The following is a 24,063-nucleotide window of genomic DNA, read 5'->3' as shown; positions in this document are numbered from 1 at the left end:
ATCCGGGAAACGATCATCGTTCCAACGGGAAGCCACCGCCGGCGAGCACAGCCAACCGGTTAGCTGGGGTGTCCCAGTCGAGCGTTTTTCGCGATCTGGCATTCAATTCAGCAGCCACGGCGTCGAGCTGGTCACGGGTGTGGACGGACAGGTCGGTGCCCTTGGGGAAGTACTGGCGCAGGAGGCCGTTGGTGTTCTCATTGGAGCCGCGCTGCCAGGGACTGGCCGGGTCGCAGAAGTAGACGGGCATGTCGGCGGCGATGGAGAACTCGTGGTGGCGTCCCATCTCGCTGCCCTGGTCCCAGATGAGGGAGCGTTTGAGATGGGCGGGGAGCGTGGCCATGGTCTCCAGGAGGGCATCGCGCATGCTCTCAGCGCTGCGGTCCACGGGCAGATGGACGAGCATCACATAACGAGTGCTGCGCTCGACTAGGGTGCCGATGGCCGATGCCAGGTTCTTGCCGATGATCAGGTCACCTTCCCAATGGCCGGGTACGGCGCGGTCGTCGGCCTCGGCGGATCGCTCGCTGATCATCACCATGGGAGCGCTGTAACGGGGCTGGCGCTGCTGGGCCAGGCGGCGCGGCTTGCGCACGGCGCGGCCGGTGCGCAGCGCTCTCGTCAGCTCGCGGCGTAGTTCGCCGCGTCCTTGGACGTAGAGCGCTTGGTAGATGGTTTCGTGGCACACGTGCATCTCCGGCCGCTCGGGGAAGGTCCGGCGCAGGCTATGGACGATCTGCTCCGGGCTCCAGCGCTTATGCAGGTGGTCTTGAATGTATGTCCGTAACTCTGGACTCTGGCCTATCTTGCTGGGCTTGGGACGGGGCCGGCGCGCGTCGGCGCGGGACTGGGCCGCATGCGGCCGGTACTGGCCGTTGGTGGGGTGCCGGTTGCGGCGGATCTCCCGGCTGATAGTCGAGGGCGCACGGCCCAGCTCCCGGGCGATCTCCCGGATCGACGCTTTCTCCCGCACCTTGTCAGCGATGTAGATCCGCTCGTCTTCTCGCAGGTAGCGGGACATGACAGAAGGGGCCCCGTCGGTCGTCGGACCGGCGGGGGCCCCTTCTTTTTTGCCTTGTTCGGCGCTGAGCCTTCCCGCCACCGCTTGCCGGTCCGGTAGTTGATCCCGACGAGGCGGCAGGCTTCCATGCTGCTGAAACCTTGATCCATAAGCCGGAAGTATTCCTCCCGCTCACGGGTCAGCTTCCGTCGCCCCTGAGGGGACCGAATTTCCCGGATCTCGAACTCCATCGCACTCCCCAAGCTGGGGTGTTGCGACGACCGCTAGAAGGGAGGCTCCCCGGGCCAGGGCCCCGCGTCACGCCTTGACGAGCAGTGCCACGCACTCCACGTGCGAGGTCATCGGGAAGGCGTCGAAGGCCCGCAGGTCGGTCAGCGGGTAGCCGCGCTCGGCCAGCCAGGCGAGGTCGCGGGCCAGCGTGGCCGGGTCGCAGGAGACGTACACGATCCGGGACGCCTCCAGCGACGCGACGCGCTCCACCACCTCGCGTCCCAGCCCGGCGCGCGGCGGATCGACCACGACGATGTCGGCGCGCTCGATCTGGAAGCGGTCGAGCGCCTCCTCCACCCGGCCCCGCTCCACCTTGGCCTGCGGCAGGTCGCGCAGGTTGGCGCGGGCGTCGCGGACGGCGGCGGCGTCGGACTCCAGCCCGAACACCTCGCCCTCCGGCCCCACGGCCTCCGCGAGGCCGGCCGCGAACAGCCCCACCCCGCAGTAGAGGTCGAGCGCCCACTCCCCCGGCTCCGGCGCGGCGAAGTCCAGCACCGCGTTCATGAGCGTCTCGGGGGCGCCGGGGTGCACCTGCCAGAAGCCGCTGCCCGCGACCCGGAACTCCCGGTCGCCCACCTGCTCGTGCAGCACCCCGGAGCCGCGGCGCGCCGTGGTGCGGCCCTTGCCCTGGTCGAGCAGGATCGAGGCGGGCGCGTCGAGCTCGGGCACGGTGACGCTGCGCCGCGGTCTGGGCGCGACCACCACGGCCCGGTCGCCGCCGGAGGACGCGATGACCTCGACGCCGCGCGCCCCCGGCCAGTCGTACTGCTCCGCGCCGACCGCCTCCACCTCGGGATGGGCGATCAGGCAGGCGTCCACGACCTGGATGTCGTGCGAGCGCTGCTTGCGGAAGCCCAGCTCGCCGTTGGGCTGGGCGGCGAACTGCACCCGGGTGCGCCAGCCGAGCCCGTCCTTGGCGCCCGGCATCTCCTCGACCACGACCTCGCGCTCGATGCCCGCCAGCCGCTGCAGCTGCTCGGCCACGACCTGCGCCTTGAGCCGCCGCTGCGCCTCAAGGGTGGCGTGCTGCCAGTCGCATCCACCGCATCGGCCGGGCCCGGCGTACGGGCAGGGCGGCACGACGCGGTCGGGCGAAGCCTCCAAAATCTCCACGGCGTCGGCCCGCAGGAACCGGGTCGTCTCCTCGACCACCTCGGCGATGACCCGTTCGCCTGGCAGGGCATGCCGTACGAAGACCACGCGCCCTTCATGGCGCGCCACACACCAGCCGCCATGGGCGACCGGACCGACCGTCAGCTCGAGAGATACCTGTTCCACAACGACACCCTATGGGGGCCCGCGCACCGCGACCTACCACGGGTGGTGCTGCCGCGAGCCCGGATGACTACTCTATCCATTTGATCAACTACTGTAGGTGATCGTGAACACGGCGCGGGTGGTGCGGCGGCGGCTCGGTTTCGGAGGGGCGCTGCTCGCCACTCTGTTCGCCTGCGCCTCGCTGACGCCGTCGTTGCTGCCGCGCACGTGGCTGTATCAGGGCGTGATGGGCGCGATCACCGGCATCATGGGATATGCGGCAGGCGCCGCCCTGGGCGCGCTGGGCCGCGCGCTGATCTCCTACCGGCCGCCCGAGCGGGCCCGCGCCGTCGCCTGGCGGGTCATGATCGGCGGCTGCGCCGCGCTGGCGGTGGTGACGCTCTGGTACAGCATCGACTGGCAGCGCGACCTGCGGGCGCTCATGGGCATGGACACGCGGATCACGTGGTTCCCGCCGGTGATCGTCGCGATGACCATCGCCCTTTTCACGATAAGTCTCTTCATATCCAGGCTTGTACGCCTAGGCGGCCGCAAACTCATCACCTGGCTGGACCGCTACGTCCCCGTCTACGTCGGCCACGTCACCGGCGTGGCCATCATGGCCTTCCTCGTCCTGGTGTTCGCCAACGACGTGCTGTTCTCCGGATTCGTCGCCCGGATGAGCGACATCTCCTCCGTCACCAACGAGGGCACCCATCCGGGCCTCCGCGAACCCACCTCGGCCGCCGTGTCAGGCGGCCCCGGCTCACTCGTGACCTGGGAGTCGCTGGGCAGGGAGGGCCGGCGCTTCACCGGCACCGCCGCCACCCCGGCGCGCCTGGCCGCCTTCTCCGGCCGCCCCGCCGCCCAGCCCATCAGGGTCTACGTCGGCCTGGACACCACGACCTCGCCGCGGGCACAGGCGGCGCTGGCGGTGCGCGAGCTGGAGCGCACCGGCGCGTTCGGCCGCCCGGTGCTGGCCGTGCTCGGCACCACCGGCACCGGCTGGGTCGATCCGCACATCGCCGACTCGCTGGAGTACATGTACAACGGCAGCTCCGCGATGGTCGCGCTCCAGTACTCCTATCTGCCGAGCTGGGTGTCGTTCATGGTCGACAGGGACAAGGCGGCGGCCACGGGGCGGGCGCTGGTCGAGGCGGTCCGCGCCCGGTGGGCCGGGCTGCCCGCCGCCGGCCGGCCACGGCTGCTGCTGTCGGGCGAGAGCCTCGGCTCCTACGAGCTGGAGAACGCCTTCGGCGACCTGAACGACCTGGTGGCGCGGACGGACGGGGCGGTGTTCGTCGGCCCGCCGAACGCCAACCCCATCTGGCAGCACCTCACCACGCACCGCGACCGGGGCAGCCCGGTCTGGCGGCCGGTCTACCAGCAGGGCAGGACGGCCAGGTTCGCCGGGCGGCCCGGCGACCTGAGCCGGCCGGACGGGCCCTGGCCGCCGCCTCGGGTGGTCTACCTGCAGCACGCGTCCGACCCGGTCGTGTGGTGGTCGCCTGAGCTGATCTACCGCAAGCCCGCCTGGCTGACCGAGCCGCGCGGTCCCGGCGTGAACCCGCAGATGAACTGGTTCCCGCTGGTGACGTTCTGGCAGGTGCTGGTGGACATGACCGCCGCGCTGGCCGTGCCGACCGGCCACGGGCACCGCTACGGCGCCACCATCGTGGACGGCTGGGCCGCCGTCGCCGCGCCGCCGGGCTGGGACGCGGGCGACACGGGCCGGCTGCGCACCCTGCTCAGCGCGCGTTGAGCTGGTCGTCGTCCTTGACGGTCTGGTGCCACGGGCGGCGCACCGCTCCCGGCGCGAACGGCTCCGGCCGGCCCTTGAGACGGTCGGAGGAGTGCAACTGCCACGGCACGCTCGTGACCATGACGCCCGGCTTGTACAGCAGGCGGGCCTTCAGCCGCAGTGCGCTCTGGTTGTGCAGCAGGTGCTCCCACCAGTGGCCGACCACGTATTCAGGGATGAACACGGTCACCACGTCGCGCGGCGAGCGCCTGCGCAGCGCCTTGACGTAGTCGAGGATCGGCTGCGTGATCTCGCGGTACGGCGAGTCGAGCATCTTCAGCGGCACCGGGATGCCCCGCCGCTCCCACTCCTCCTGGAGCTGGCGCGCCTCCGCCCCCTCGACGCCGACGGTGACGGCCTCCAGCGTGGACGGCCTGGTGGCGCGGGCGTAGGCGAGCGCGCGCATGGTCGGCTTGTGGATCTTCGAGACGAGCACGATGGCGTGGTTGCGGGCGGGCAGGATGGCGGGCTCGTAGTCCTCGGTGAGCTCCAGCTCGCCCGCCGTGTTGTCGTAGTGGCGCCTGATGCCCTTCATCATGAGGAACAGGATCGGCATCGCGATGCACACGATCCACGCCCCGACCAGGAACTTCGTCAGCAGCACGACGACCAGCACGAGCCCCGTCATGATCCCGCCGAAGAAGTTGATCACCCGGGAGCGGTGCATCTGGTGGCGCACCTTGAGGTCGGTCTCGGTCTTCAGGCGGCGGGTCCAGTGGATGACCATGCCGGTCTGGCTGAGCGTGAAGGAGACGAAGACGCCGACGATGTAGAGGTTCAGCAGGCGGCTGACGTCGGCCTGGAACCCCCACAGCAGCAGGCACGCGCCGAGCGCCAGGATGACGATGCCGTTGGAGAAGGCCAGCCGGTCGCCGCGGGTGTGGAGCTGGCGCGGCAGGTAACGGTCCTGCGCCAGGATCGAGCCGAGCACCGGGAAGCCGTTGAACGCCGTGTTGGCCGCCAGGAACAGGATCAGCGCCGTCACCGCGGAGATCGCCACGAACGGCAGCGAGCCGCCGCCGAACACCGCGTCGGCCACCTGCGAGATGATCGGCTGCTGGTAGTAGCCGGGGCCGACGGGCGTGCCGTCCACCCTGAGCAGGTCCTCGGCGACCACGGACGGCTCGGCCATCGTCACGCCCGAGGCCAGCGCGATCGCGATGATGCCGCCGAACATGGTGATCGCGACCAGGCCCATCATGAGCAGGGTCGTGGCGGCGTTCTTGCTCTTGGGCTTGCGGAAGGCCGGCACGCCGTTGCTGATGGCCTCGACGCCGGTCAGGGCCGCGCAACCGGAGGAGAACGCGCGCAGGATCAGGAACGCCGCCGCGAAGGTCGTCAGGTTGACCTGTTCGGGCTCGATGGTGAAGTGGGCGCTCGGCGCCTCGATGTCGTCGTGCAGCACCAGCAGCCGGAAGCCGCCCCAGACGATCAGGGCGAGCACCGCGATCATGAACGCGTACGTGGGGACGGCGAAGGCGGCGCCGGACTCGCGGATGCCGCGCAGGTTGATCACGGTGATGAGGACGACGATGGCGATGGCGATGGCCGGCTTGTGCTGGCCCACGAAGGGGATCGTGGCGCCCACGTAGTCGACGCCGTTGGCCACCGACACCGCGACCGTCAGCACGTAGTCGACCATCAGCGCGCTGGCGACGGTCAGTCCCGCGTTCTTGCCGAGGTTGACGGTGGCGATCTCGTAGTCGCCGCCGCCGCTGGGGTAGGCGTGCACGTTCTGCCGGTACGACGCCACGACCGTGAGCATCACGATCACCACGGCGGCGGCGACGTAGGGGCTGTAGGCGTAGAACGACACGCCCGCCAGCGACAGGATGACCAGAATCTCCTGCGGGGCGTAGGCCACGGAGGAGAGCGCGTCGCTGGCGAAGACGGGCAGAGCGATGCGTTTGGGCAGCAGTTGCTCATGGAGCTGCCCGCTACGCAGGGCACGCCCCACGAGCACGCGTTTGACAAGATCCGTTACCTTCGCCACGTAACGAGATGCTAGCCCTATGTGGACGCCCTAAACGCGGCACTCCCCCCGCGGGCCATACTGGTGTCCAGCACTGGGCCGACCGCGAAAGATGCGGGGGGAAATGCATATAGTGATCATGGGGTGTGGCCGGGTCGGATCGACTTTGGCCCACATCCTCGAAGACAGCGGCCATTCCGTCGCCATCATCGACCGCGATCCGCAGGCGTTCCGGCGTCTGCGCGCCGGGTTCCGCGGGCGGCGGGTGACGGGCGTGGGCTTCGATCGCGACGTGCTCACCGAGGCCGGCATCGAGTCGGCGGCCGCGTATGTCGCGGTCTCCAGCGGCGACAACTCCAACATCATCTCGGCCCGGGTGGCCAGGGAGACGTTCGGCGTCGACGACGTGGTGGCCCGCATCTACGACCCGCGCAGGGCCGAGGTCTACCAGCGGCTGGGCATCCCGACCGTGGCGACCGTCCGCTGGACGGCCGACCAGATCCTGCGCCGCATCCTGCCCGAGGGCGCCGAGCCGCTCTGGCGCGACCCCACGGGCACCGTCATCCTGGCCGAGGTGACCGCGCACTCCGGCTGGATCGGCCGCCGCGTCCACGACCTCGAAGAGAGCACCAGGGCTCGCGTCGCCTTCATCAACCGCATGGGCGAGGCCCTGACCATCGCGGGCGACACCGTGGTGCAGGAGGATGACATCCTGCACGTCATCGCCGCGGAGAACGACATGGACAGGATCAACAAGGTGCTCGCCGCGGCTCCGGAAGAGGATCACTGATGCGCGTCGCCATCGCGGGAGCGGGCGCCGTCGGCCGTTCCATCGCCGCCGAGCTCCTGGAGAACGGCCACGAGGTCCTGCTCATCGACGTCGATCCCCGGGCCATCAAGATAGACAGCGTGCCGCGCGCCGAGTGGCTCCTCGCCGACGCCTGCGAGATCGCCTCCCTCGACGAGGCCGGCCTCAACAACTGCCACGTCGTGGTGGCCTCCTCCGGCGACGACAAGGTCAACCTGGTCGTGTCGCTGCTGGCCAAGACCGAGTACGGCGTGCCGCGCGTGGTCGCCCGCATCAACCACCCCAACAACGAGTGGCTGTTCAACGAGTCGTGGGGCGTGGACGTGGCCGTCTCCACCCCGCGCCTGCTGAGCGCGCTGGTGGAGGAGGCGGTGAGCGTCGGCGACCTGGTGCGCCTGATGACCTTCCGTCAGGGCCAGGCCAACCTGGTGGAGCTCACGCTGGCCGAGGACGCCCCGGTGGTGGGCCAGCGGGCCGGCTCGGTGCCGTGGCCGGTGGACTCCGCCCTGGTGGCGATCCTGCGTGAAGGCCGGGTCCTGGTCCCGACGGCGGACGACCCGCTGGAGGCCGGCGACGAGCTGCTGTTCGTGGCCAGCCAGGAGGTGGAGGGGGAGTTGGCCCACCTTCTGTCGCAACACTGACCGCGCTGAGGCTCCTCGCGAGGAGCCTCAGCGGAACAGGGCGGCCCAGTCGATGTTGGCGGCCCCCGGGCAGTTCGACGGGTCGAGCACCAGCGGGATCTTGTTCAGCGTGCCGATCACGGTGCACGCGGAGTAGCGGGGATCGCGGTGGTCGCCGGCGAGCGCGGGCACGGCCGCCAGCAGCAGGGCGGCACCGGTCAGGACCAGGCCGGCGATGATGCGTCTATACATGAGTCTCCCCCGATACGGTACGAAATGATCGTTCGCTCACCTTCGTACCCGACGGAGTGGATCAACCTGTTAAGGGTTGGCTCCAGAGACCTTTACCGCTCCCGCGCGAGCCCCCACTCCGCTCGCAGCTCGTCCAGCGCCTGGTGGAAGCCGGGGAACGTCTTCTTGACGCATCCCGGGTCGTCCAGCGTGATCCCCGGCGCGCGCAGCCCCGTGACGCTGAACGACATGGCGATCCGGTGGTCGCCGTGGCAGGCGATCTCGGCGGGACGCGGCGGCGCCGGCTGGATCTCGATCCAGTCGCGGCCGGTCGTGACGGGGACGCCGAGGCGGCGCAGGTTCTCGGCGCACGCCTCCAGACGGTCGCACTCCTTGACCCGGATGTTGTGGACGTCCTCGATCCGGACGGGGCCGTCCGCGAAGGGCGCGATGGCGGCGAGCGTGGGCACCGTGTCGGAGATGTCGCGCATGTTCACCGTGAGGCCGCGCAACCGGCCGTTCCCGGTGACGGTGACCGAGTCCTCGGTGAGCCGCACCGAGGCGCCCATCCGCTCCAGCACCCCGGCGAAGGCCACGTCGCCCTGCAGCGACCCCGATCCCAGCCCCGGGACGGTGACGCTGCGGCCGGTGAGCGCGGCCGCCGCGAGCGGGTAGCTCGCCGTGGAGGCGTCGGGCTCGACGGTGTACTCGACGGCCTCGTACGGCCGCGACGGGACGACGAAGGTGTCACCCTCGCGCCGCACCCCGACCCCGAACCGGCGCATCAGCGCCAGCGTGATCTCCACGTAGGGCGCGGAGACGAGATCCGTCACCGTGATGCGCAGACCTTCGCCGGTGAGCGGGCCGACGAGCAGCAGCGCGGTGAGGAACTGCGAGGACAGCCCGGCGTCCAGCGTGACCTGGCCGCCCTTGATGCCGTTCGCCGCGACGGTGATCGGGTGGTGCCCCTCCCGCTCCTCATGCCTGAGGTCGACGCCGAGCTCGCGCAAGGCGTTCGTGAGCGGCCCGAGCGGGCGGCGGCGCATCTGGGCGGAGGCGTCGAAGCGGAAGAGCCCTTGGCCGGCCGCGGCGAGCGCGGGCAGGAAACGCGCGGTCGTGGCGCCGTCGCGGCAGTAGACCTCGGCCTCGGCCCTGGGCGGGCCCGCAGGGCGGCCCTCGATCGTCCACTCCCCCGGCCCGCGCTCCACGCGGTAGCCCAGGGTGGCGAGCCCTTCCGCGAAGCCTTCGGTGTCGTCGGAGACCAGCGGGCGGCGCAGCACGCTCACGCCCTGGGCGGCGGCGGCGAGGAAGAGGGCGCGGGCGGTGATGGACTTCGAGCCTGGCACGTCGACGATGCTCACCCGCCCAAGCCTAGGCGTCCCACCGGCCACGTGCGCCTCCTGGCGCGTGCGCCACCGGCCGCGTGCGCCAGCCGCGTGCGCCAGCCGCGTGCGCCACCGGCCAGTCAGCCGCCCGTCTACGTGCGCCGTCTCCCCGCTGCGCGTCTGGAGCCGCACCGGGAACAAAGTTCACCACACTTTCACCTGCCCGTCCGGATGCCCGTCGCCCCCCGGGTAGTGATCAGCTCATGCGGTACAACGTGTTCGCCTGCGACTACGACGAGACCCTGGCCAGGGGCGGCCAGGTGGGCGAGGAGACGATCAAGGAGCTGGAGCGCCTGTCCCGGGCGGGGATCAGGCTGCTGCTGGTCACCGGCCGCGAGCTGCAGGACCTGCTCTCCGTCTTCGCGCAGCCCGCCCTGTTCGACCTGATCGTGGCCGAGAACGGCGGGCTGCTGTACGACCCCCGGCAACGCACCTGCGACACCCTGGCCGCCCCGCCACCGCCCGGGCTGGTCGAGCGCCTGCGGCAGGCGGGCGTCGACCCGCTGGGCATCGGGAAGGTGCTGGTCGCCACCCGCGAGCCGTATGACCACCAGGTGCACGAGGCGATCCGCGAGCTCGGCCTGGAGCTGCAGGTGATCTACAACAAGGGCGCCGTCATGGTGCTGCCCCCCGGTGTGAACAAGGCGAGCGGCCTGGCCGCCGCCCTCGACCGCCTGAACCTCTCCCCCCACGACGTGGTGGCGGTCGGCGACGGCGAGAACGACCACGCGTTCCTGACCGCGGCCGAGTGCGGAGCCACCGTCGCCAACGCGCTGCCCGCGCTCAAGGACACCTGCGACGTCCGCCTGCGGGGCGAGGCGGGCGAGGGGGTGACCGAGCTGGCGAGGATGTTGCTGGCGGGCGAGCTGGACGAGCTGGACATCCCCCGCCACCACGTCCTGCTCGGCCATCGGGACGGGGAGGAGGTGCGCCTGCCGCCGTACGGGATCGGGCTGCTGGTGGCCGGGCCCTCCGGCAGCGGCAAGTCCACGGTGACCACGGCGCTGCTGGAGCGGATCTCCACCGCCGACTATCAATGCGTGATCGTGGACCCCGAAGGCGACTACGCCGAATACCCGGACGTCATCGTGCTCGGCGACCCGGATCGGGTGCCCAGCGTGGAGGAGGTCCTGCATGTGCTGGAGCAGCCCGGGCAGAGCGTCGTGGTCAACCTGATCGGCCTGCAGCTACGTGACCGGCCCGGCTATTTCGCCGAGCTGCTGCCCCGGCTGACCGGCCTGCGGGCCAAGCTCGGGCACCCGCACTGGCTCATGGTGGACGAGGCGCACCACCTCCTGCCCGCCGAGGTACGGCACGTGCCGCTGCAGAGCGCTGCCGACATGGGCGCGATCCTGCTGATCACCGTCCATCCCGACGCGATGAGCCCGGACACGCTGCGGCTGGTGACGAGCACGATCGCGGTGGGCAGGGAGCCCGCGGAAACGCTGGCCGCGTTCGCCACCGCCCTGGGCCGCGACGCGCCGGCGCTCCAGCCCGCTCCGGACGGCGACATCGCGCTCTGGCTCGACGGCGACCCCTCCGCGCGGCAGCTCACCCTCGCGCCCGCCCGCGTCGAACGCACCCGGCACCGGCGCAAGTACGCGGCGGGCACCATGGCCAAGGACAAGAGCTTCTACTTCACCGGCCCCGGCGAGCGGCTGCGGTTGCGGGCCCGTAACCTGCACACCTTCGTCGAGCTGGCCGAGGGTGTGGACGACGACACCTGGCTGCACCACCTGCGGCAGGGCGACTACTCGGCATGGATCCGGGAGAAGCTGGGGGACACGGACCTGGCTGAGGAGGTCGTGGAGGTGGAGCGGGCGGACGGGATGAGCGCGGAGGACAGCAGGCGGCGCATGGCCGGCCTCATCAACGACCGCTACACCCTGCCCGCCGAACCCACCGACTTCGACCCCGACCACCACGACCGCTGACCACCGTCACTGACCCACCGGCCACCACGACCGCTGAGTCACCGACGTCAGCCTGCCCACCACAGCCGCCGGCCCACCGGGCCACCACGACCGCTGGTCCACCGCCCCGGCTCCATGCGCACCAGGCGCAGGGGCAGCGGGGCGGTGTGGCTCAGGCCGGGGCTACCGGGGGTTTGATGGGAGTGCGGCCGCGGCCGAGCAACCACAACATCGCAGCGAGGGCGGCGACCTGTAGCGGCCACCCCATCACGATCTTGGCGAACCCGAGCGCCGCCACCGCCTGATCCCCGCCCCCGAACAGGTAGACGGGCCCCTGCACGGCCACTCTGACCGCACAGGGCAGCATGAGCATCCACGTCAGCCGGATGCAGAGCTTCACGATGCCGGGATCCTTGTGCCAGGCGGTCGGATCGCCCGTGACCGAGCCGATCAGGAAGCCCACCACCGGCCACCGGGTGACGATCGACAACAACATCGCCGCCATGTAGCCGGCGTTGTAGAGGATGCCGGGCAGGAAATAATCCTTCGCGTCACCGGTCCGGCTGGCGAAGAACGCGCCGATCGCGATGCCGATCAAGCTGTTGATCACGAACTGCGGCGTGGACCGCTGCGCGACCCGCGCGAGCAGCAACACGACCGCCAGCGCGATGCTGATGATCAATGACGTCTTCAGATCCTCGGTGAAGATCCACGACAGCGTGAACGCGATCGTCGGAACCGCCGCCTCGATGATGCCGCGCACACCGCCGAAAGCCTTGGCGAGCTGGGCTCGCACCGCCGCTTCAACGGTGTCGTGGGCGACTTCTTCCGCCTCAGCACTCACCTGATCAGCCCCCTGGGCGCAGCTCGTAACGCGGATTGAACATCACCTTGCGCCCGTCCTGCATGCTGACCAGGCCCTCGGCTTTGACAGTGCGGCCAGGCTCGATGCCGGCGATCTTGCGGCGGCCGAGCCAGACGAGGTCGATCACGTCGGACCCGTCGTAAAGCTCGGCCTCCAAGGCAGGGGCGCCACCCCTTGGACGCAGTGTCACCGTACGTAGCGTACCGGCTACGCAGAAGCGCCGACGGCCGCCACACGACACGATCGGTGTCGCGCCGACCTCATCGGCGTCTTCTCGCAGCTCCTGGGCTTCGATCTCGGACTGGGGTGAAGCCAGCCGGCTGAGGAAGCCGCGCAATCCCCCACGTTTCGGAGGCTCTGCCGTACTCATGATGCATCAGCCTATGTGATGGTTGCGCTTAACGAATCTCGCTGATTTCCGGACCTCGTTTGAAGGGGTTCATGCCTGGCTGCTCTTCCGTTTCGCTCGCCGGCTCGTTGGGGCGGCGCAGCGGGATCGGCTCCTCGCGGGTCATCGGGTCGTCGCCGCGGACGACCACGACATCCTTGATGAAATCGACGAACGCCCCGGACACCGCCTCGTCGAACGCGCCAGGACCGGAGAGCACCGCGAGCAGGAACCAGCGCGGGCCGTCGATGCCGAGATATCGGGCCGGCCGGATGTTGCCGTCGACCTTCATCTCGCCGTTCAGCTCGCTGCCGAACGGACCCTCGCGCTCCTCCAAGGTCTTGGCCTGCGCCTGGATCTTGGCCTTGACCTCGTCCCACAGACCCGAGCTGCGCGGCGCGGCCAGCGCCTGGAGCTGCAGCGAGTTCTCCCCGTACAGGACCACGACGCCCACGTGCTGGTCTCCGACCGAGGCCAGGCGCACGTCGAAGTCGGGGTTGTGCGGCAGCCGCAGGCCCCCCAGGTCGATCCTGTCGGTGTCGGGGTGGGGCTCGTCGGCGTCCCACGGGCCGGACTCTCTCTCGGGGACGGCCGGCTGCTGCTCGACCGCCTGGTCCGGCTGCTCACGACGACGACGTCGGAACACGTTCCTCACGCTCCCTGCTTCTCGGGCCGGCGAACCTGGGGCCCGTCTGTCGATTGATCAACGTCCGGTCGATCCGAACCCGCCGGCGCCGCGCACCGAGCCAGGCAGGCGTTCCACCTCGTGGAACGCCGTCCGCTCGACCCGCTGGACCACGAGCTGCGCCACCCGGTCACCCCGCCGCAGCCGGAACGGCTCCTTGGCGTCGGTGTTGATGAGCGTCACCCTGATCTCGCCCCGGTATCCGGCGTCGACCGTGCCGGGCGCGTTGACCAGCGTGACGCCGTGCTTGGCGGCCAGGCCCGAGCGCGGGTGCACGAAAGCGGCATAACCCTCGGGCAGGGCGATCGCCACGCCCGTGCCGATGACGGCCCGCTCTCCTGGCATCAGCTCGGCGTCCGCGGCCGCGTAGAGATCGGCGCCCGCGTCTCCCGGGTGGGCGTAGGACGGCACCGGCAGCTCGGCGTCGAGCCGCTGGATGAGGACCTCCACCGTGGAGGCGGAGGGGTCCGTGCCTACGTCGCTCAAGGGTTCACCTCATAGTCCTGGTGTTCGGCGGCGATGGCGGCCAGATCGCCATGCTTGGCGAAGTGTTCCATGCCCACCTCGATGAACAACGCTGCCGCGCGGACGGCGACCGGTCCGTCGGGGGCGCCGATGCGCCCCTCAGCCTCAAGGTACGCCTTCCGGCCCGCGATGCCGTTGCACCAGGCGCGCAGGTGGAGTGTCGTGCCCACGGGAACCGGGAGGAGGTAGTCGGTCTCCAGCCGGGCCGTCACATAGGGCTTGCGGAACAGGTAGACGGACATTCCGATGACCTCGTCCATGGCGGCGGCCAGCACACCGCCGTGCGCCAGCATGGGCGCCCCCTGATGCGCCTCCCCCACCGTGAACCGGGCCCGCACGGTGGCGCCGTCGGGCGTCTCGGCCGTGAGATGCAGACCGGTCGGGTGGTCGGTGCCGCAACCGAAGCAGCGGCTGTAGTGGGAGGCCAGGGTGGTGCCCGGCGGCGGCGCGCCGGGATGCGTCGCGGGCGCGGCAGCGTCCGGCGGCGGTGTGGTTAGGGAGGAACGAGTCACGGGTGATGAGGTTACTCCGTGCTGGGCCGTCGGCTTTCCTCACTCGGCTTCACCTCCACCGCCGACAGCCGCTCCTCACCCCGAAGACCGGAACTGTCACCACGGCCGCGATCACCACCCCGCACATCGCCGCCGTCGCCACGCTGCCCATCACAGCGCTGCCCATCACCGCGCTGCCACGCCATCGCGCTGCCCGTCACCACCATCGCCATCATCGCCGCCCCCACCAGACACGCCGCCGTCACCACGCAGCACGTCATCGCGCTGGCCGTCACCACCATCGCCATCGTCGCCGTCCGGTGGGTCTGCGCCGGAGTAGGGCGTGTGGTCAGGTGGTGGGAGGGCGCGTTGCTCATGTCTCAGCTCCGGCAGCGCCCGGTAGATCACCGCCGCCACCGGCACCGCCACGGCGGCCCCCGCGATCCCGGCCAGGATGCCCCCGATGGCCAGCACCAGGATGATCGCCAGCGGATGGAAGTTGAGCGCCCGGCCCACGATCAGCGGTTGCAGCACGTGGTTTTCGAGCTGCTGCTCGACGATGAGGATGCCGAGGAAGATCAGCGCGTAGACGAGCCCCTTGGCGCCCAGCGTGACCAGGGTCGCGATCGTGCCGGCGAAGAAGATGCCGACGATGGGGATGAAGCTGGCGAAGAAGATCAGCACGGCCAGCGGCGCCCACAGCGGGACCCCCATGCCCGCCAGCACGATGCCCATGATCACCCCGTGCACGGCGGCCACCGCCACGGTGCCCTGCACGTAGTGGGAGAGCGTGGTCCACGCGGCCCGCCCCGCGCGGTCCACGCGCGGCGCCACGCCGCCGAACCCCTTCAGGAACCACGCCCAGATCCGGTCGCCGTCCTTGAGCAGGAAGAACGTCACGAACAGCAGCAGCACGATGGAGGCGAGCACCTCGAAGGCCACCGCGCCGGCGGACAACACCGTGCCGGTGATGGCCGAGCGCTGCGCGTTGACCATCACGGCGATCTCGTCGACGTAGCTGGTGATCTCCGCCTGTTTGAGGTGCAGCGGGCCGGTGATGAGCCACTCCTGCACGGACCTGGCGGTCGCCTGCACCTGCTGGACCAGGTTGGGGAACTCCTCGCCGGCCCGCGCCCCGACGAGCCACCCCGTGCCGGCGAGCACGGTGAGGGCCACCAGCATGGTGATCCACGTGGCGTAGATGGGCCGCATGCCGGCGCCGCGCAGGCGGTTGGTCAGCGGGAACAGCAACGCGGTCAGCAGCAGCGCGATCGCCACGGGCAGCGCCACGAACGTCAGCCTGGCGATCACCTGGATGAAGAAGTAGACGACCACGCCGACGAGGATCAGGCACACGCACCATGCGGCCGTCCTGGCCAGCACGGGCGGCACGAGCTTGGTTGGGTGGTCAGGCAGCACGTGTTCAAGACTGGCACGTCCGGGACCAGGATGCGCACCGATATTCGACCAGGCAGCTCACAGCGTAAAGCCGGCGCCTCCCACAGCCTGGAGATCGGGCGGCTCGAAGCCAAGAGATCGGGCAGCGTACAGCTCAAGGATCAGGCGGCTCACAGCGTAAAGATCGGGCCTGTGCAAGCGGTGGCAAGCGTGTCACCGTCGTGGCCATGAAGGCTGTGGTGGTCCTCATCGTGCTCGCGTCCCTCATCGGCACCCCCGCCCCCGCGTCCGCCTCCCGCGCCGATCTGGCGCTGGACGTGCTCTCCAGCCGCCCCGACCAGGTCACGGGCGGCGACGCCCGCGTCAGGGTCCGCCATCGCCCCGGTGCGCGGGTCACGATCACGCGCAACGGCCAGGACGTCACCGGGGACTTCACGCGCACCCCGGACGGCCTCACGGGCCTGGTCACCGGCCTGGCCGTCGGGGACAACACGGTCACCGCCGCGGCCGGGCCGTACAAGCGCACCCTGAAACTGCGCAACCACCCCATCCAGGGCCCGGTCTTCTCGGGCGCGCACCAGTACCCGTTCCTGTGCAAGACCGAGCGCAGCGGCCTCGGCCCGCCCGCCGTGGACAACCAGGACGGCCAGGGCATGCGCGTGAGCGGCGGCTGGAGCAGGGACTGCTTCGCCCCGACGGTCTCGGACCGCCTCTACCGGTCCACGGACGGCACGTACAAGCCCATGCCGGACGGGCGCCCCGCCGACATGGCCACGACCACGCTGCTGGACGGCCGCACGGTCGACTTCGTGGTACGCCGCGAGCGCGGCGTGATCAACCGTTTCCTCTACTCGATCGCCATGCTCGAGAACGGCTGGAACGGCCGGGCGATCTACCGCTTCGACGGCGGCGTGGCGATCGGCCACGACCAGGGCACGCTCGGCGGCGGCGCCCTCGACCCCTACGGCCTCGGCAAGGGCTACGCGATCCTGCACTCCTCCGGCACCCGCACCTCGACCCACTACAACCTGATCCTGGGCGGCGAGACGGCCCTCATGCTCAAGGAGCGCTTCATCGAGCAGCACGGCCTTCCGCTCTACACGGTGGGCGTCGGCGGCTCCGGGGGCGCCATCCAGCAGTACGTCTACGGCCAGAACCACGGCACCGCGATCATCGACGCCGCGATCCCGCAGTATTCCTATCCGGACATGGTCACCCAGACCATCCACGTGGGCGACTGCGAGCTGCTCGAACGCTACATGGACCACGACCCGCGCTGGGCCAGGTGGGAGGACCGGACGGCGCTCATCGGCATGAACGCCAGTGACACCGTCGCCAACCCCTACACCGGCGTTCCGGGCTCCGACGAGTGCGTCAACGGCTGGCGCGGCCTCACCCCGCTGGCCATGAACCCGCGCTGGACCTCCAACAACGACCCCGAGTGGCAGCGCATGGACCCGCCGGGCGTCAAGGACACCGTGCACTGGACCCACTGGGACGACCTCAAGAAGGTCTACGGCGTGGACGCCGCCGGGTACGCCCGCTCGCCCTGGGACAACGTCGGCGTCCAGTACGGGCTCAAGGCACTGACCGATGGCGTCATCACGCCGGCCGAGTTCCTGGACGTCAACGCGCGGGCTGGCTCGTGGAAGGAGTCGGCCGACATGGTGCAGGAGGGCTGCCCGTTCGTCCCGCCGGCCTGCCCCGCCGACTTCGACCCGTGGAGCGCGCGCAACATGAGCCTGGGCGATCCGGCCCCGAGGCGCACCGGAGATCCGATCGCGATCGCCGGCGTACGGCGCAGCGGCCTGGTGTTCGGCGGCGACATCGACCTCCCGGTCATCGACTGGCGTCACTACCTGGAGGAACGGCTGGACATGCACAACGCCCACCAGTCGTTCGCCGTCAGGAAGCGCATGCTGGACCACGACGGCCGGGCGGGCAACCAGGTCATCTGGTTCACCGACGCGCGTCCCGGCGGGCCGGCGTCCGACCAGACGCCGGAGGCGCTGCGGGTGATCGACGCCTGGATGGACAACATCCGGAAACATCCGGCGCGCGGCGTGGTCGGCAACAAGCCGCCCGACGCCGTGGACCGCTGCTTCGCCACCGACGGCACCCAGCTCGCGGCCGGCCCGCGCGTATGGGACGGCATCCTCGACCGCCGCGCCCCCGGCGCCTGCACCCAGCGTTTCCCGCTCTACTCCACCACCCGCGTCGTGGCGGGCGGCCCGCTGGAGGGCGGCGTCTACAAGTGCCGTCTCCAGCCGGTCGAGCGGGCCGTCGCCAAGGGCCTGTACGGCTCCTGGCAACCCTCGGAGGAGGAGCGGGCGCGGCTGAAGCAGATCTTCCCTACGGGTGTGTGCGACTACTGACCGGCAGCTCGCGCATCGAGCGCAGAGGCGAGGTGATCAGCCACAGGAACGCCAGGCAGGAGCCGGCCGCGGCGGCCAGCAAGGTGTTCCGCACCCCGATCGCCTCGCCCAGCACGCCGCCGAGCAGCCCGCCCAGCGGCAGCGTGCCCCAGACGAGGAAGCGCATGGTGGCGGTCATCCGGCCGAGCAGCGGCTCCGGCGTGATGCTCTGGCGGAAGCTGAGCTGGGTGACGTTGTAGAGCACCACCCCCGCTCCGACGGCGATCTCCTGCAGCACGAAGAGCGCCAGCCGCCAGTCCGCCTCCAGCCACGGCGACACGAACATCAGCGGCGTGGGCACGGCGACGGCCAGCCACATCGCCGGCCCCTGCCCGAGCAGCCGGGTCAGCCTGGCGGCGGCCAGCGCGCCGATGAGCCCTCCGAGCCCGGCGGCGGCCAGGAGCAGCCCGATCACACCGGGGCCCAGACCGAGCTCCCTGGCCAGCAGCAGCAGGACCATCGGCTGGGCCACGGCCGAGAACAGGTTCGCCGTGGCGGTGCAGCCGGCGATCCGGCGCAGCAGCCGGTGCCCCAGCACGAACCTGAGGCCCTCCCCGATCTCCTTCGCCAGACGGCCGCGCCGCCCCGCACGGGCTCCCGCGCGCGCCTCCGGCCGCCGGATCGTCGCCAGGCAGAGCGCCGACCAGGCGAACCCGGCCACCGTGGCGACCAGCGCGAACGGCGCGGTGAGGAGCTGGACCAGATAGCCGCCCGCGCTGGGGCCGCCGAGCTGCGCGACCGTCCGCACCACCTCCAGCGCCGAGTTCCCCTCGACCAGCCGCTCCCGCTCGACCAGCTGCGGCAGGTAACTCTGGTAGGCGACGTCGAAGAAGAGGGTGAAGACGCCGACCAGCAGCGCCACCGCGTACAGCTGGTACATCGTCAGCACGCCCAGCCACCACGCCACCGGCACCGAGACGAGCACCGCGGCCCGCGCCCAGTCGCTGACCACCATCACCACCCGCTTGCGCAGCCGGTCCACGACCGCGCCCGCCGGCAGGCCGATGACCACGAACGCCACCGTCTGGCACGCGGCCAGCGCCCCCACCTCGAACTCCGAGACCCGCAGCGCCGAGACCGCGACCAGAGGCAGCGCCAGCACGAGAACCTGGGAGCCCGCCTGGCTGGCGCTGTCGGCCAGGAACAGCCTGCGGAAGTCACGTTCTCGTAAGAGGTTCACCCGCACGAGAATTCATGACCGATTGATAAAAGTCAACCGGTTATAGGGTAGCCGACCATGGGCATCCAACGCCGCCCGGCCACCGAGGCCGAGGCCCGCGCTCTGGCCTCCTCCGTACGCCTGCGCATCCTGCGCCTCTGCCTGGACCAGGCGCTCACCAACAAAGAGATCGCCGGTCACCTCGGCGCCAACCCGGCCACCACGCTCCACCATGTGCGCAAGCTGGTCGAGACCGGCTTCCTGGCCGCTCAGCCGAGCCGTCCCGGCCCGCGCGGCTCCACCGAGATCCCCTACCGGACGACCGGCAAGTCGTGGGAGATGGACGTGCGGGAGAGCGGGGTCCGGGGCGGCAACGCGGCCATGCTCGACGCCTTCCTGGAGGAGATCAGGGTGCTCGACATCGAGCAGGGCAGCTTCACCAGGCTCGGGCTCAGGCTCACCGCCGCGGGCCACGCGGAGTTGCAGGGGCGGCTGCAGGAGGTGCTCGACGAGTTTCGCGACAGGCAGCCGCCGGTGGACGGCGAGGCGTTCTCACTCTTCATCGCCGTCCACCGGGACGTGGCCCGGGACACCTAGCGGCGGCGTCAGCCCAGGTGGACCTCGACCTTCAGCAGGTCACCGCCGTCCAGCACGAACTCCTCCACGACGCCCGCCGCGCACAGGTCGTCCTGCGCCTGCCGGACGACGTCGATCTCGGGCCCCGAGACGGTCAGCCGGGAGACCTCGGCCCGCATCGACACCTTGGCCTCCGACTTGGCCTTGCGTACCTGCCGGAGCACCTCGGAGGCCACGGTCAGCACCGCCGGGTCGCCGGTGCCGCGCTCGGGGGCGGGCCAGGGCGCCTGGTGCACGGAGCCCTCCCGCCACCACGACCACACCTCTTCGGTGACGAAGGGCAGGAACGGCGCGAACAGCCGCAGCAGCACGTCGAGCGCCTGCCGCAGGGCGGCGTGGGCGGAGGCGGCCTGCGGACCGCTCTCGTAGGCGCGGGCCTTGACCAGCTCCAGGTAGTCGTCGCAGAACGCCCAGAAGAAGCGCTCCACGGCCTCCAGGGCCTTGGTGTGGTCATAGGAGCCGAACGCCTCCCCCGCCTCGCGGACGGCCTCCGACAGGGCCGCCAGCATCGACAGGTCGAGCGGCTCGGTGACCTCTCCGTCGTCGCCGGCCAGCCCGAGCGTGAACCTGGACGCGTTGAGGATCTTGATGGCGAGCCGCCGCCCGACCTTGAGCTGCCCGGCGTCGAACGCGGTGTCCACGCCGTAGCGCCCGTTGGCCGCCCAGTAGCGCACGGCGTCGGAGCCGTGCTGCTCCAGCAGGTCGAGCGGGGTGACGACGTTGCCCTTGGACTTGGACATCTTCTTGCGGTCGGGGTCGAGGATCCACCCGGAGATCGCGACGTCGCGCCACGGCAGCACGCCGAACTCGGCGTGCGACCTGACCACGGTCGAGAACAGCCAGGTGCGGATGATCTCGTGGGACTGCGGCCGCAGGTCGGCGGGGAAGACCCGCTGGAACAGGTCGTCGTCGCTCCCCCACCGGCCGGCGATCTGCGGCGTCAGGGACGAGGTCGCCCAGGTGTCCATGACGTCGGGGTCGGCCATGAAGCCGCCGGGCACGCCGCGCTGCTCCGCGGTGTAGCCGGGCGGCACGTCGGAGGACGGGTCGACGGGCAGCGTGTCCTCCGCCGGCACGATCGGCGCGTCGTGGACGGGCAGCCCCTCGCCGTCGAGGGGATACCACACCGGGAAGGGCACGCCGAAGAAGCGCTGGCGCGAGATCAGCCAGTCGCTGGTGAGCCCCTCGACCCAGTTGTCATAGCGCACCCGCATGTGCGGCGGATGCCAGTCCAGCTCCGTGCCGCGCGCCAGCAGGCGCTCGCGCAGGGCCGCGTCGCGGCCGCCGTTGCGGATGTACCACTGCCGGGTGGTGACGATCTCCAGCGGCTTGTCGCCGCGCTCGTAGAACTTCACCGTGCGCTGCACGGGCCGCGGGTCGCCGTCGAGGTCGCCGGACTCGCGCAGCAGCTCCACGATGCGCTCGCGCGCGCTGTGCACGGTCTTGCCGGCCAGCTCCTTGTACGGCTCCGCCTCCACACCCTCCGGCGCCTCGGCCAGCAGCCGCCCGTCCCAGCCGATGACGGGCCGGGTCGGCAGGTGCAGCTCCCGCCACCAGACGACGTCGGTGAGGTCGCCGAACGTGCAGATCATCGCGATGCCCGAACCCTTGTCCCGCTCGGCCAGCCGATGGGCCAGCACCGGCACCTCGACCCCGAACAGCGGCGTCAGCACCGACGTGCCGAACAGGTCCTGGTAGCGCTCGTCGTCGGGATGCGCGACCAGCGCCACGCACGCCGGGATCAGCTCGGGCCTGGTCGTCTCGATCCAGACCGAGCCCTTCTCCCCGTAGAAGGAGATCCGGTGGAAGGCGCCCGGCCACTCCCGGTCCTCCAGCTCGGCCTGCGCGACGGCGGTGCGGTAGGTGACGTCCCACAACGTCGGCGCCTCGGAGAGGTAGGCCTCGCCGCGCGCCAGGTTGCGCAGGAACGCCCGCTGCGACACGGCCCGCGACTCGTCGCTGATCGTGGTGTAGAGCAGCGACCAGTCCACCGACAGGCCGACCCGCCGCCACACCTCCTCGAACGCCCGCTCGTCGATCGCGGTCAGCTCGTGGCACAACTCGACGAAGTTACGCCGCGAGATGGAGATCTCCCGTTTGCCGGGCTTCTCCGGTGGAACGAAACCGGGGTCGTAAGGCAGCGACGGGTCGCAGCGCACGCCGTAGACGTTCTGCACCCGCCGCTCCGTGGGCAGGCCGTTGTCGTCCCAGCCGATGGGGTAGAAGACCGACTTGCCGATCATCCGCTGGTAGCGGGCCATGATGTCGGTATGGGTGAAGGAGAAGACATGACCGACGTGCAGCGAGCCGGACACCGTCGGCGGCGGCGTGTCGATGGAATAGACCTGCTCGCGCGTCTTGGTGCGGTCGAAACGGTAGGTGCCCTCGTCTTCCCAGCGAGCTACCCATACCTGCTCCAAGCCGTCGAGGGTCGGCTTTTCCGGCATGGACGCATGGCGTAGTCGCTGTTGAGTCATGCCTCCTTATGGTACGGCTTCGCAGGCCGGGACCGCGTAGAGACTAGTGTTCGTTACAAAGGGGAAGGGAGATCGGTATGGCGGAGGACAAGCCCGATATCGCCTGGCGTGTCATCGGTGGCCTGGTGGGTCTGGCGACGGCGTGGGCGGCCAGGAAGATCCTCGGGTTCGCCTGGGTGAAGGCGACCGGCAAGGAGCCGCCCATCGACACCGACTCGCCCGAGGTCAACCTGGGTGAGGCGATCGGCTACGCCGTCCTCATGGGGGTGGGGATGTCCGTGGCGCAGATCGTGGTCAACCGGACCGCCAAGAAGCGCTACGACGCGTGGAAGTCTGTGAAGTCGGTGACTCCAAAGCACTGAGAAACTCGCTGGCCCAGCGGTCCACGTCGTAGGTCGCCACCCGCCGGCGCATGGTGCGCATGCGCCGGGCCAGCTCGTGCGGCGTGGCCCGCATCGCGGCCAGCATCTGCCGCTTGACGTCCTCGACGTCGTACGGATTGACCAGGTAGGCCTGCCGCAGCTCGTCGGCGGCCCCGGCGAACTCGCTGAGCACCAGCGCACCGTGCAGGTCGTGGTGACAGGAGACGTACTCCTTGGCCACCAGGTTCATACCGTCGCGCAGCGGCGTCACGACCATCACGTCGGCGGCCAGGTAGAGGGCGGCCAGCTCCTCGTGGTCGTAGGACTGGTGGAAATAGTGGATCGGCTGGTAGCCGAGCTGGGCGTGCTCGCCGTTGATCCGGCCGACCTGCAGCTCGATGTCGTCGCGCAGCCTGCGGTATTCGTCCACCCGCTCCCTGCTCGGTGTGGCGATCTGCACGAAGACCGCCTCGTTGGGCTGCAGCCGCCCGTCCTTGAGCAGCTCGCCGAAGGCCTCCAGCCGCTGCCCGATCCCCTTGGTGTAGTCGAGCCGGTCCACGCCCAGCAGCACGTGCTCGGGGTCGCCGAGCTCGCCCCTGATCTCCTTGGCGCGCGCCTGGATGTGCGGCTCGCGTACCAGCGTGTCGAGCTGCCCGAAGTCCACGGAGATCGGGAACGCCTGCGTGGTGACGACCCGGTCGTCGAGGAAGATCTCGTTCCCCTTGTACGGCAGCCCGAGCAGCCGCCGGCACAACCGGCGGAAGTTGGAGGCGCCGCCCGGCAACTGGAAGCCCACCAGATCGGCGCCGAGCAGCCCTTCGACGATCTCCTTGCGCCACGGCAGCCGCCAGAACAGCTCGGTGGGCGGGAACGGGATGTGCAGGAAGAACCCGATCCGCAGGTCGGGCCGGAGCCGGCGCAACATCGCGGGCACGAGCTGGAGCTGGTAGTCCTGCACCCAGACCATCGCGCCCTCGTCGGCGGCCTCGGCGGCGGCGTTGGCGAAGCGTTCGTTGACCTCGCGGTAGGCGTCCCACATCGCCCGGTCGAACACCGGCGGCGCCACCACGTCGTGGTAGAGCGGCCAGAGCGTGGCGTTGGAGAAACCCTCGTAGTAGAGCTCGACCTCGCCGGCCGACAGCGGGACGGGAATGAGGCTCATCCGGTCCTGGTCGAACGGCTCCAGCTTCTCGTCCGGCGCCCCGTGCCAGCCGGCCCAGGCTCCGTGGCGCCCCTGCATCACCGGTGCCAGCGCACTGACGAGCCCGCCAGGGCTCCTGCGCCACGAGGCCGCTCCGTCAGGCTCGATCGTGCGGTCCACCGGCAACCGGTTCGCGACGATCAGAAACGAGCTACGGCCAGTCACGCAGTCCTCCTATGGGGTC

At 70.4% G+C, this 24,063-nt stretch carries 20 protein-coding genes and 1 pseudogene; 7 read left to right on the top strand and 14 right to left on the bottom strand.

The features are described 5' to 3' along the window. Positions 1-13 precede the first annotated feature (13 nt). Positions 14-1,251 (bottom strand): annotated as a pseudogene (locus ACWD0F_RS25040) (IS30 family transposase). A gap of 67 nt (positions 1,252-1,318) precedes the next feature. Then, positions 1,319-2,569: a class I SAM-dependent RNA methyltransferase gene (locus tag ACWD0F_RS25035; protein ID WP_449879282.1), complete on the bottom strand. Its 1,251-nt coding sequence runs from the start codon at positions 2,567-2,569 to the stop codon at positions 1,319-1,321. Between the two features lie 97 nt (positions 2,570-2,666). Between ACWD0F_RS25035 and ACWD0F_RS25030 the strand changes: the two genes are divergently transcribed. After that, positions 2,667-4,310 carry an alpha/beta hydrolase gene (locus tag ACWD0F_RS25030; protein WP_449879280.1) on the top strand — a complete coding sequence of 548 codons (1,644 nt, stop codon included), beginning with the start codon at positions 2,667-2,669 and terminating at the stop codon, positions 4,308-4,310. On the opposite strand, the gene ACWD0F_RS25025 is transcribed toward ACWD0F_RS25030, so the two are convergent. Beyond that, positions 4,297-6,342: an APC family permease gene (locus ACWD0F_RS25025; protein ID WP_449879278.1), complete on the bottom strand. Its 2,046-nt coding sequence runs from the start codon at positions 6,340-6,342 to the stop codon at positions 4,297-4,299. The two genes, ACWD0F_RS25030 and ACWD0F_RS25025, sit on opposite strands and share 14 nt — an antisense overlap. A 103-nt stretch (positions 6,343-6,445) precedes the next feature. Here ACWD0F_RS25025 and ACWD0F_RS25020 point away from each other — a divergent pair, with 103 nt between their 5' ends. Both ACWD0F_RS25020 and ACWD0F_RS25015 read left to right on the top strand, forming a co-directional pair. After that, positions 6,446-7,111, top strand: a complete 666-nt coding sequence (locus ACWD0F_RS25020; RefSeq protein WP_449879276.1) for a potassium channel family protein — start codon at positions 6,446-6,448, stop codon at positions 7,109-7,111. Next, positions 7,111-7,770 carry a potassium channel family protein gene (locus tag ACWD0F_RS25015; RefSeq protein WP_449879274.1) on the top strand — a complete coding sequence of 220 codons (660 nt, stop codon included), beginning with the start codon at positions 7,111-7,113 and terminating at the stop codon, positions 7,768-7,770. Before ACWD0F_RS25020 ends, ACWD0F_RS25015 begins: the two co-directional genes overlap by 1 nt. 27 nt (positions 7,771-7,797) lie before the next feature. On the opposite strand, the gene ACWD0F_RS25010 is transcribed toward ACWD0F_RS25015, so the two are convergent. Together ACWD0F_RS25010 and aroA are read right to left on the bottom strand one after the other, a co-directional pair. Further along, on the bottom strand, positions 7,798-8,001 hold the full coding sequence (locus ACWD0F_RS25010) for a hypothetical protein (protein ID WP_449879272.1): 204 nt from the start codon (positions 7,999-8,001) through the stop codon (positions 7,798-7,800). A gap of 92 nt (positions 8,002-8,093) precedes the next feature. Continuing rightward, positions 8,094-9,341, bottom strand: a complete 1,248-nt coding sequence (gene aroA, locus ACWD0F_RS25005) for a 3-phosphoshikimate 1-carboxyvinyltransferase (protein ID WP_449879270.1) — start codon at positions 9,339-9,341, stop codon at positions 8,094-8,096. Between the two features lie 227 nt (positions 9,342-9,568). Here aroA and ACWD0F_RS25000 point away from each other — a divergent pair, with 227 nt between their 5' ends. After that, positions 9,569-11,299: an HAD-IIB family hydrolase gene (locus ACWD0F_RS25000; protein WP_449879268.1), complete on the top strand. Its 1,731-nt coding sequence runs from the start codon at positions 9,569-9,571 to the stop codon at positions 11,297-11,299. A gap of 151 nt (positions 11,300-11,450) precedes the next feature. Here ACWD0F_RS25000 and ACWD0F_RS24995 read toward each other — a convergent pair whose 3' ends face one another. From ACWD0F_RS24995 to ACWD0F_RS24970, 6 genes are all read right to left on the bottom strand, one after another. Next, entirely contained in the window at positions 11,451-12,122 is a 672-nt protein-coding gene (locus tag ACWD0F_RS24995) for a DUF3159 domain-containing protein (RefSeq protein WP_449879267.1), read from the bottom strand. A 4-nt stretch (positions 12,123-12,126) separates the two neighbouring features. Next, positions 12,127-12,513: an OB-fold nucleic acid binding domain-containing protein gene (locus ACWD0F_RS24990; protein WP_449879265.1), complete on the bottom strand. Its 387-nt coding sequence runs from the start codon at positions 12,511-12,513 to the stop codon at positions 12,127-12,129. Positions 12,514-12,541: 28 nt separating this feature from the next. After that, on the bottom strand, positions 12,542-13,186 hold the full coding sequence (locus ACWD0F_RS24985; RefSeq protein ID WP_449879263.1) for a DUF3710 domain-containing protein: 645 nt from the start codon (positions 13,184-13,186) through the stop codon (positions 12,542-12,544). 48 nt (positions 13,187-13,234) lie between these two features. Next, positions 13,235-13,702 carry a dUTP diphosphatase gene (dut, locus tag ACWD0F_RS24980; RefSeq protein ID WP_449879261.1) on the bottom strand — a complete coding sequence of 156 codons (468 nt, stop codon included), beginning with the start codon at positions 13,700-13,702 and terminating at the stop codon, positions 13,235-13,237. Continuing rightward, positions 13,699-14,253, bottom strand: coding sequence for a PaaI family thioesterase (locus tag ACWD0F_RS24975; protein WP_449879260.1), 555 nt, complete (start codon positions 14,251-14,253; stop codon positions 13,699-13,701). Before ACWD0F_RS24975 ends, dut begins: the two co-directional genes overlap by 4 nt. 165 nt (positions 14,254-14,418) lie before the next feature. Next, positions 14,419-15,651 (bottom strand): AI-2E family transporter, encoded by a 1,233-nt coding sequence (locus ACWD0F_RS24970; RefSeq protein ID WP_449879258.1) that lies wholly within the window; start codon positions 15,649-15,651, stop codon positions 14,419-14,421. 206 nt (positions 15,652-15,857) lie between these two features. Here ACWD0F_RS24970 and ACWD0F_RS24965 point away from each other — a divergent pair, with 206 nt between their 5' ends. Next, positions 15,858-18,005 carry a DUF6351 family protein gene (locus tag ACWD0F_RS24965; protein ID WP_449879256.1) on the top strand — a complete coding sequence of 716 codons (2,148 nt, stop codon included), beginning with the start codon at positions 15,858-15,860 and terminating at the stop codon, positions 18,003-18,005. Here the strand turns inward: ACWD0F_RS24965 and ACWD0F_RS24960 are convergent. Beyond that, positions 17,983-19,224: an MFS transporter gene (locus tag ACWD0F_RS24960; protein WP_449879254.1), complete on the bottom strand. Its 1,242-nt coding sequence runs from the start codon at positions 19,222-19,224 to the stop codon at positions 17,983-17,985. The two genes, ACWD0F_RS24965 and ACWD0F_RS24960, sit on opposite strands and share 23 nt — an antisense overlap. Positions 19,225-19,281: 57 nt before the next feature. Between ACWD0F_RS24960 and ACWD0F_RS24955 the strand changes: the two genes are divergently transcribed. After that, positions 19,282-19,800 carry an ArsR/SmtB family transcription factor gene (locus ACWD0F_RS24955; protein WP_449879252.1) on the top strand — a complete coding sequence of 173 codons (519 nt, stop codon included), beginning with the start codon at positions 19,282-19,284 and terminating at the stop codon, positions 19,798-19,800. Positions 19,801-19,808: 8 nt separating this feature from the next. On the opposite strand, the gene valS is transcribed toward ACWD0F_RS24955, so the two are convergent. Then, complete coding sequence (valS, locus tag ACWD0F_RS24950) at positions 19,809-22,286, bottom strand: valine--tRNA ligase (protein ID WP_449879250.1); 2,478 nt, start codon at positions 22,284-22,286, stop codon at positions 19,809-19,811. A gap of 107 nt (positions 22,287-22,393) precedes the next feature. Here valS and ACWD0F_RS24945 point away from each other — a divergent pair, with 107 nt between their 5' ends. Next, complete coding sequence (locus tag ACWD0F_RS24945; RefSeq protein WP_449879248.1) at positions 22,394-22,678, top strand: DUF4235 domain-containing protein; 285 nt, start codon at positions 22,394-22,396, stop codon at positions 22,676-22,678. On the opposite strand, the gene ACWD0F_RS24940 is transcribed toward ACWD0F_RS24945, so the two are convergent. Next, positions 22,611-24,044: an alpha,alpha-trehalose-phosphate synthase (UDP-forming) gene (locus ACWD0F_RS24940; RefSeq protein ID WP_449879246.1), complete on the bottom strand. Its 1,434-nt coding sequence runs from the start codon at positions 24,042-24,044 to the stop codon at positions 22,611-22,613. The genes ACWD0F_RS24945 and ACWD0F_RS24940 overlap by 68 nt on opposite strands. Positions 24,045-24,063 lie beyond the last annotated feature (19 nt).

The organism is Nonomuraea sp. NPDC002799 (genome assembly GCF_053592075.1).
This window is presented reverse-complemented; position numbering and strand designations above follow the sequence as displayed.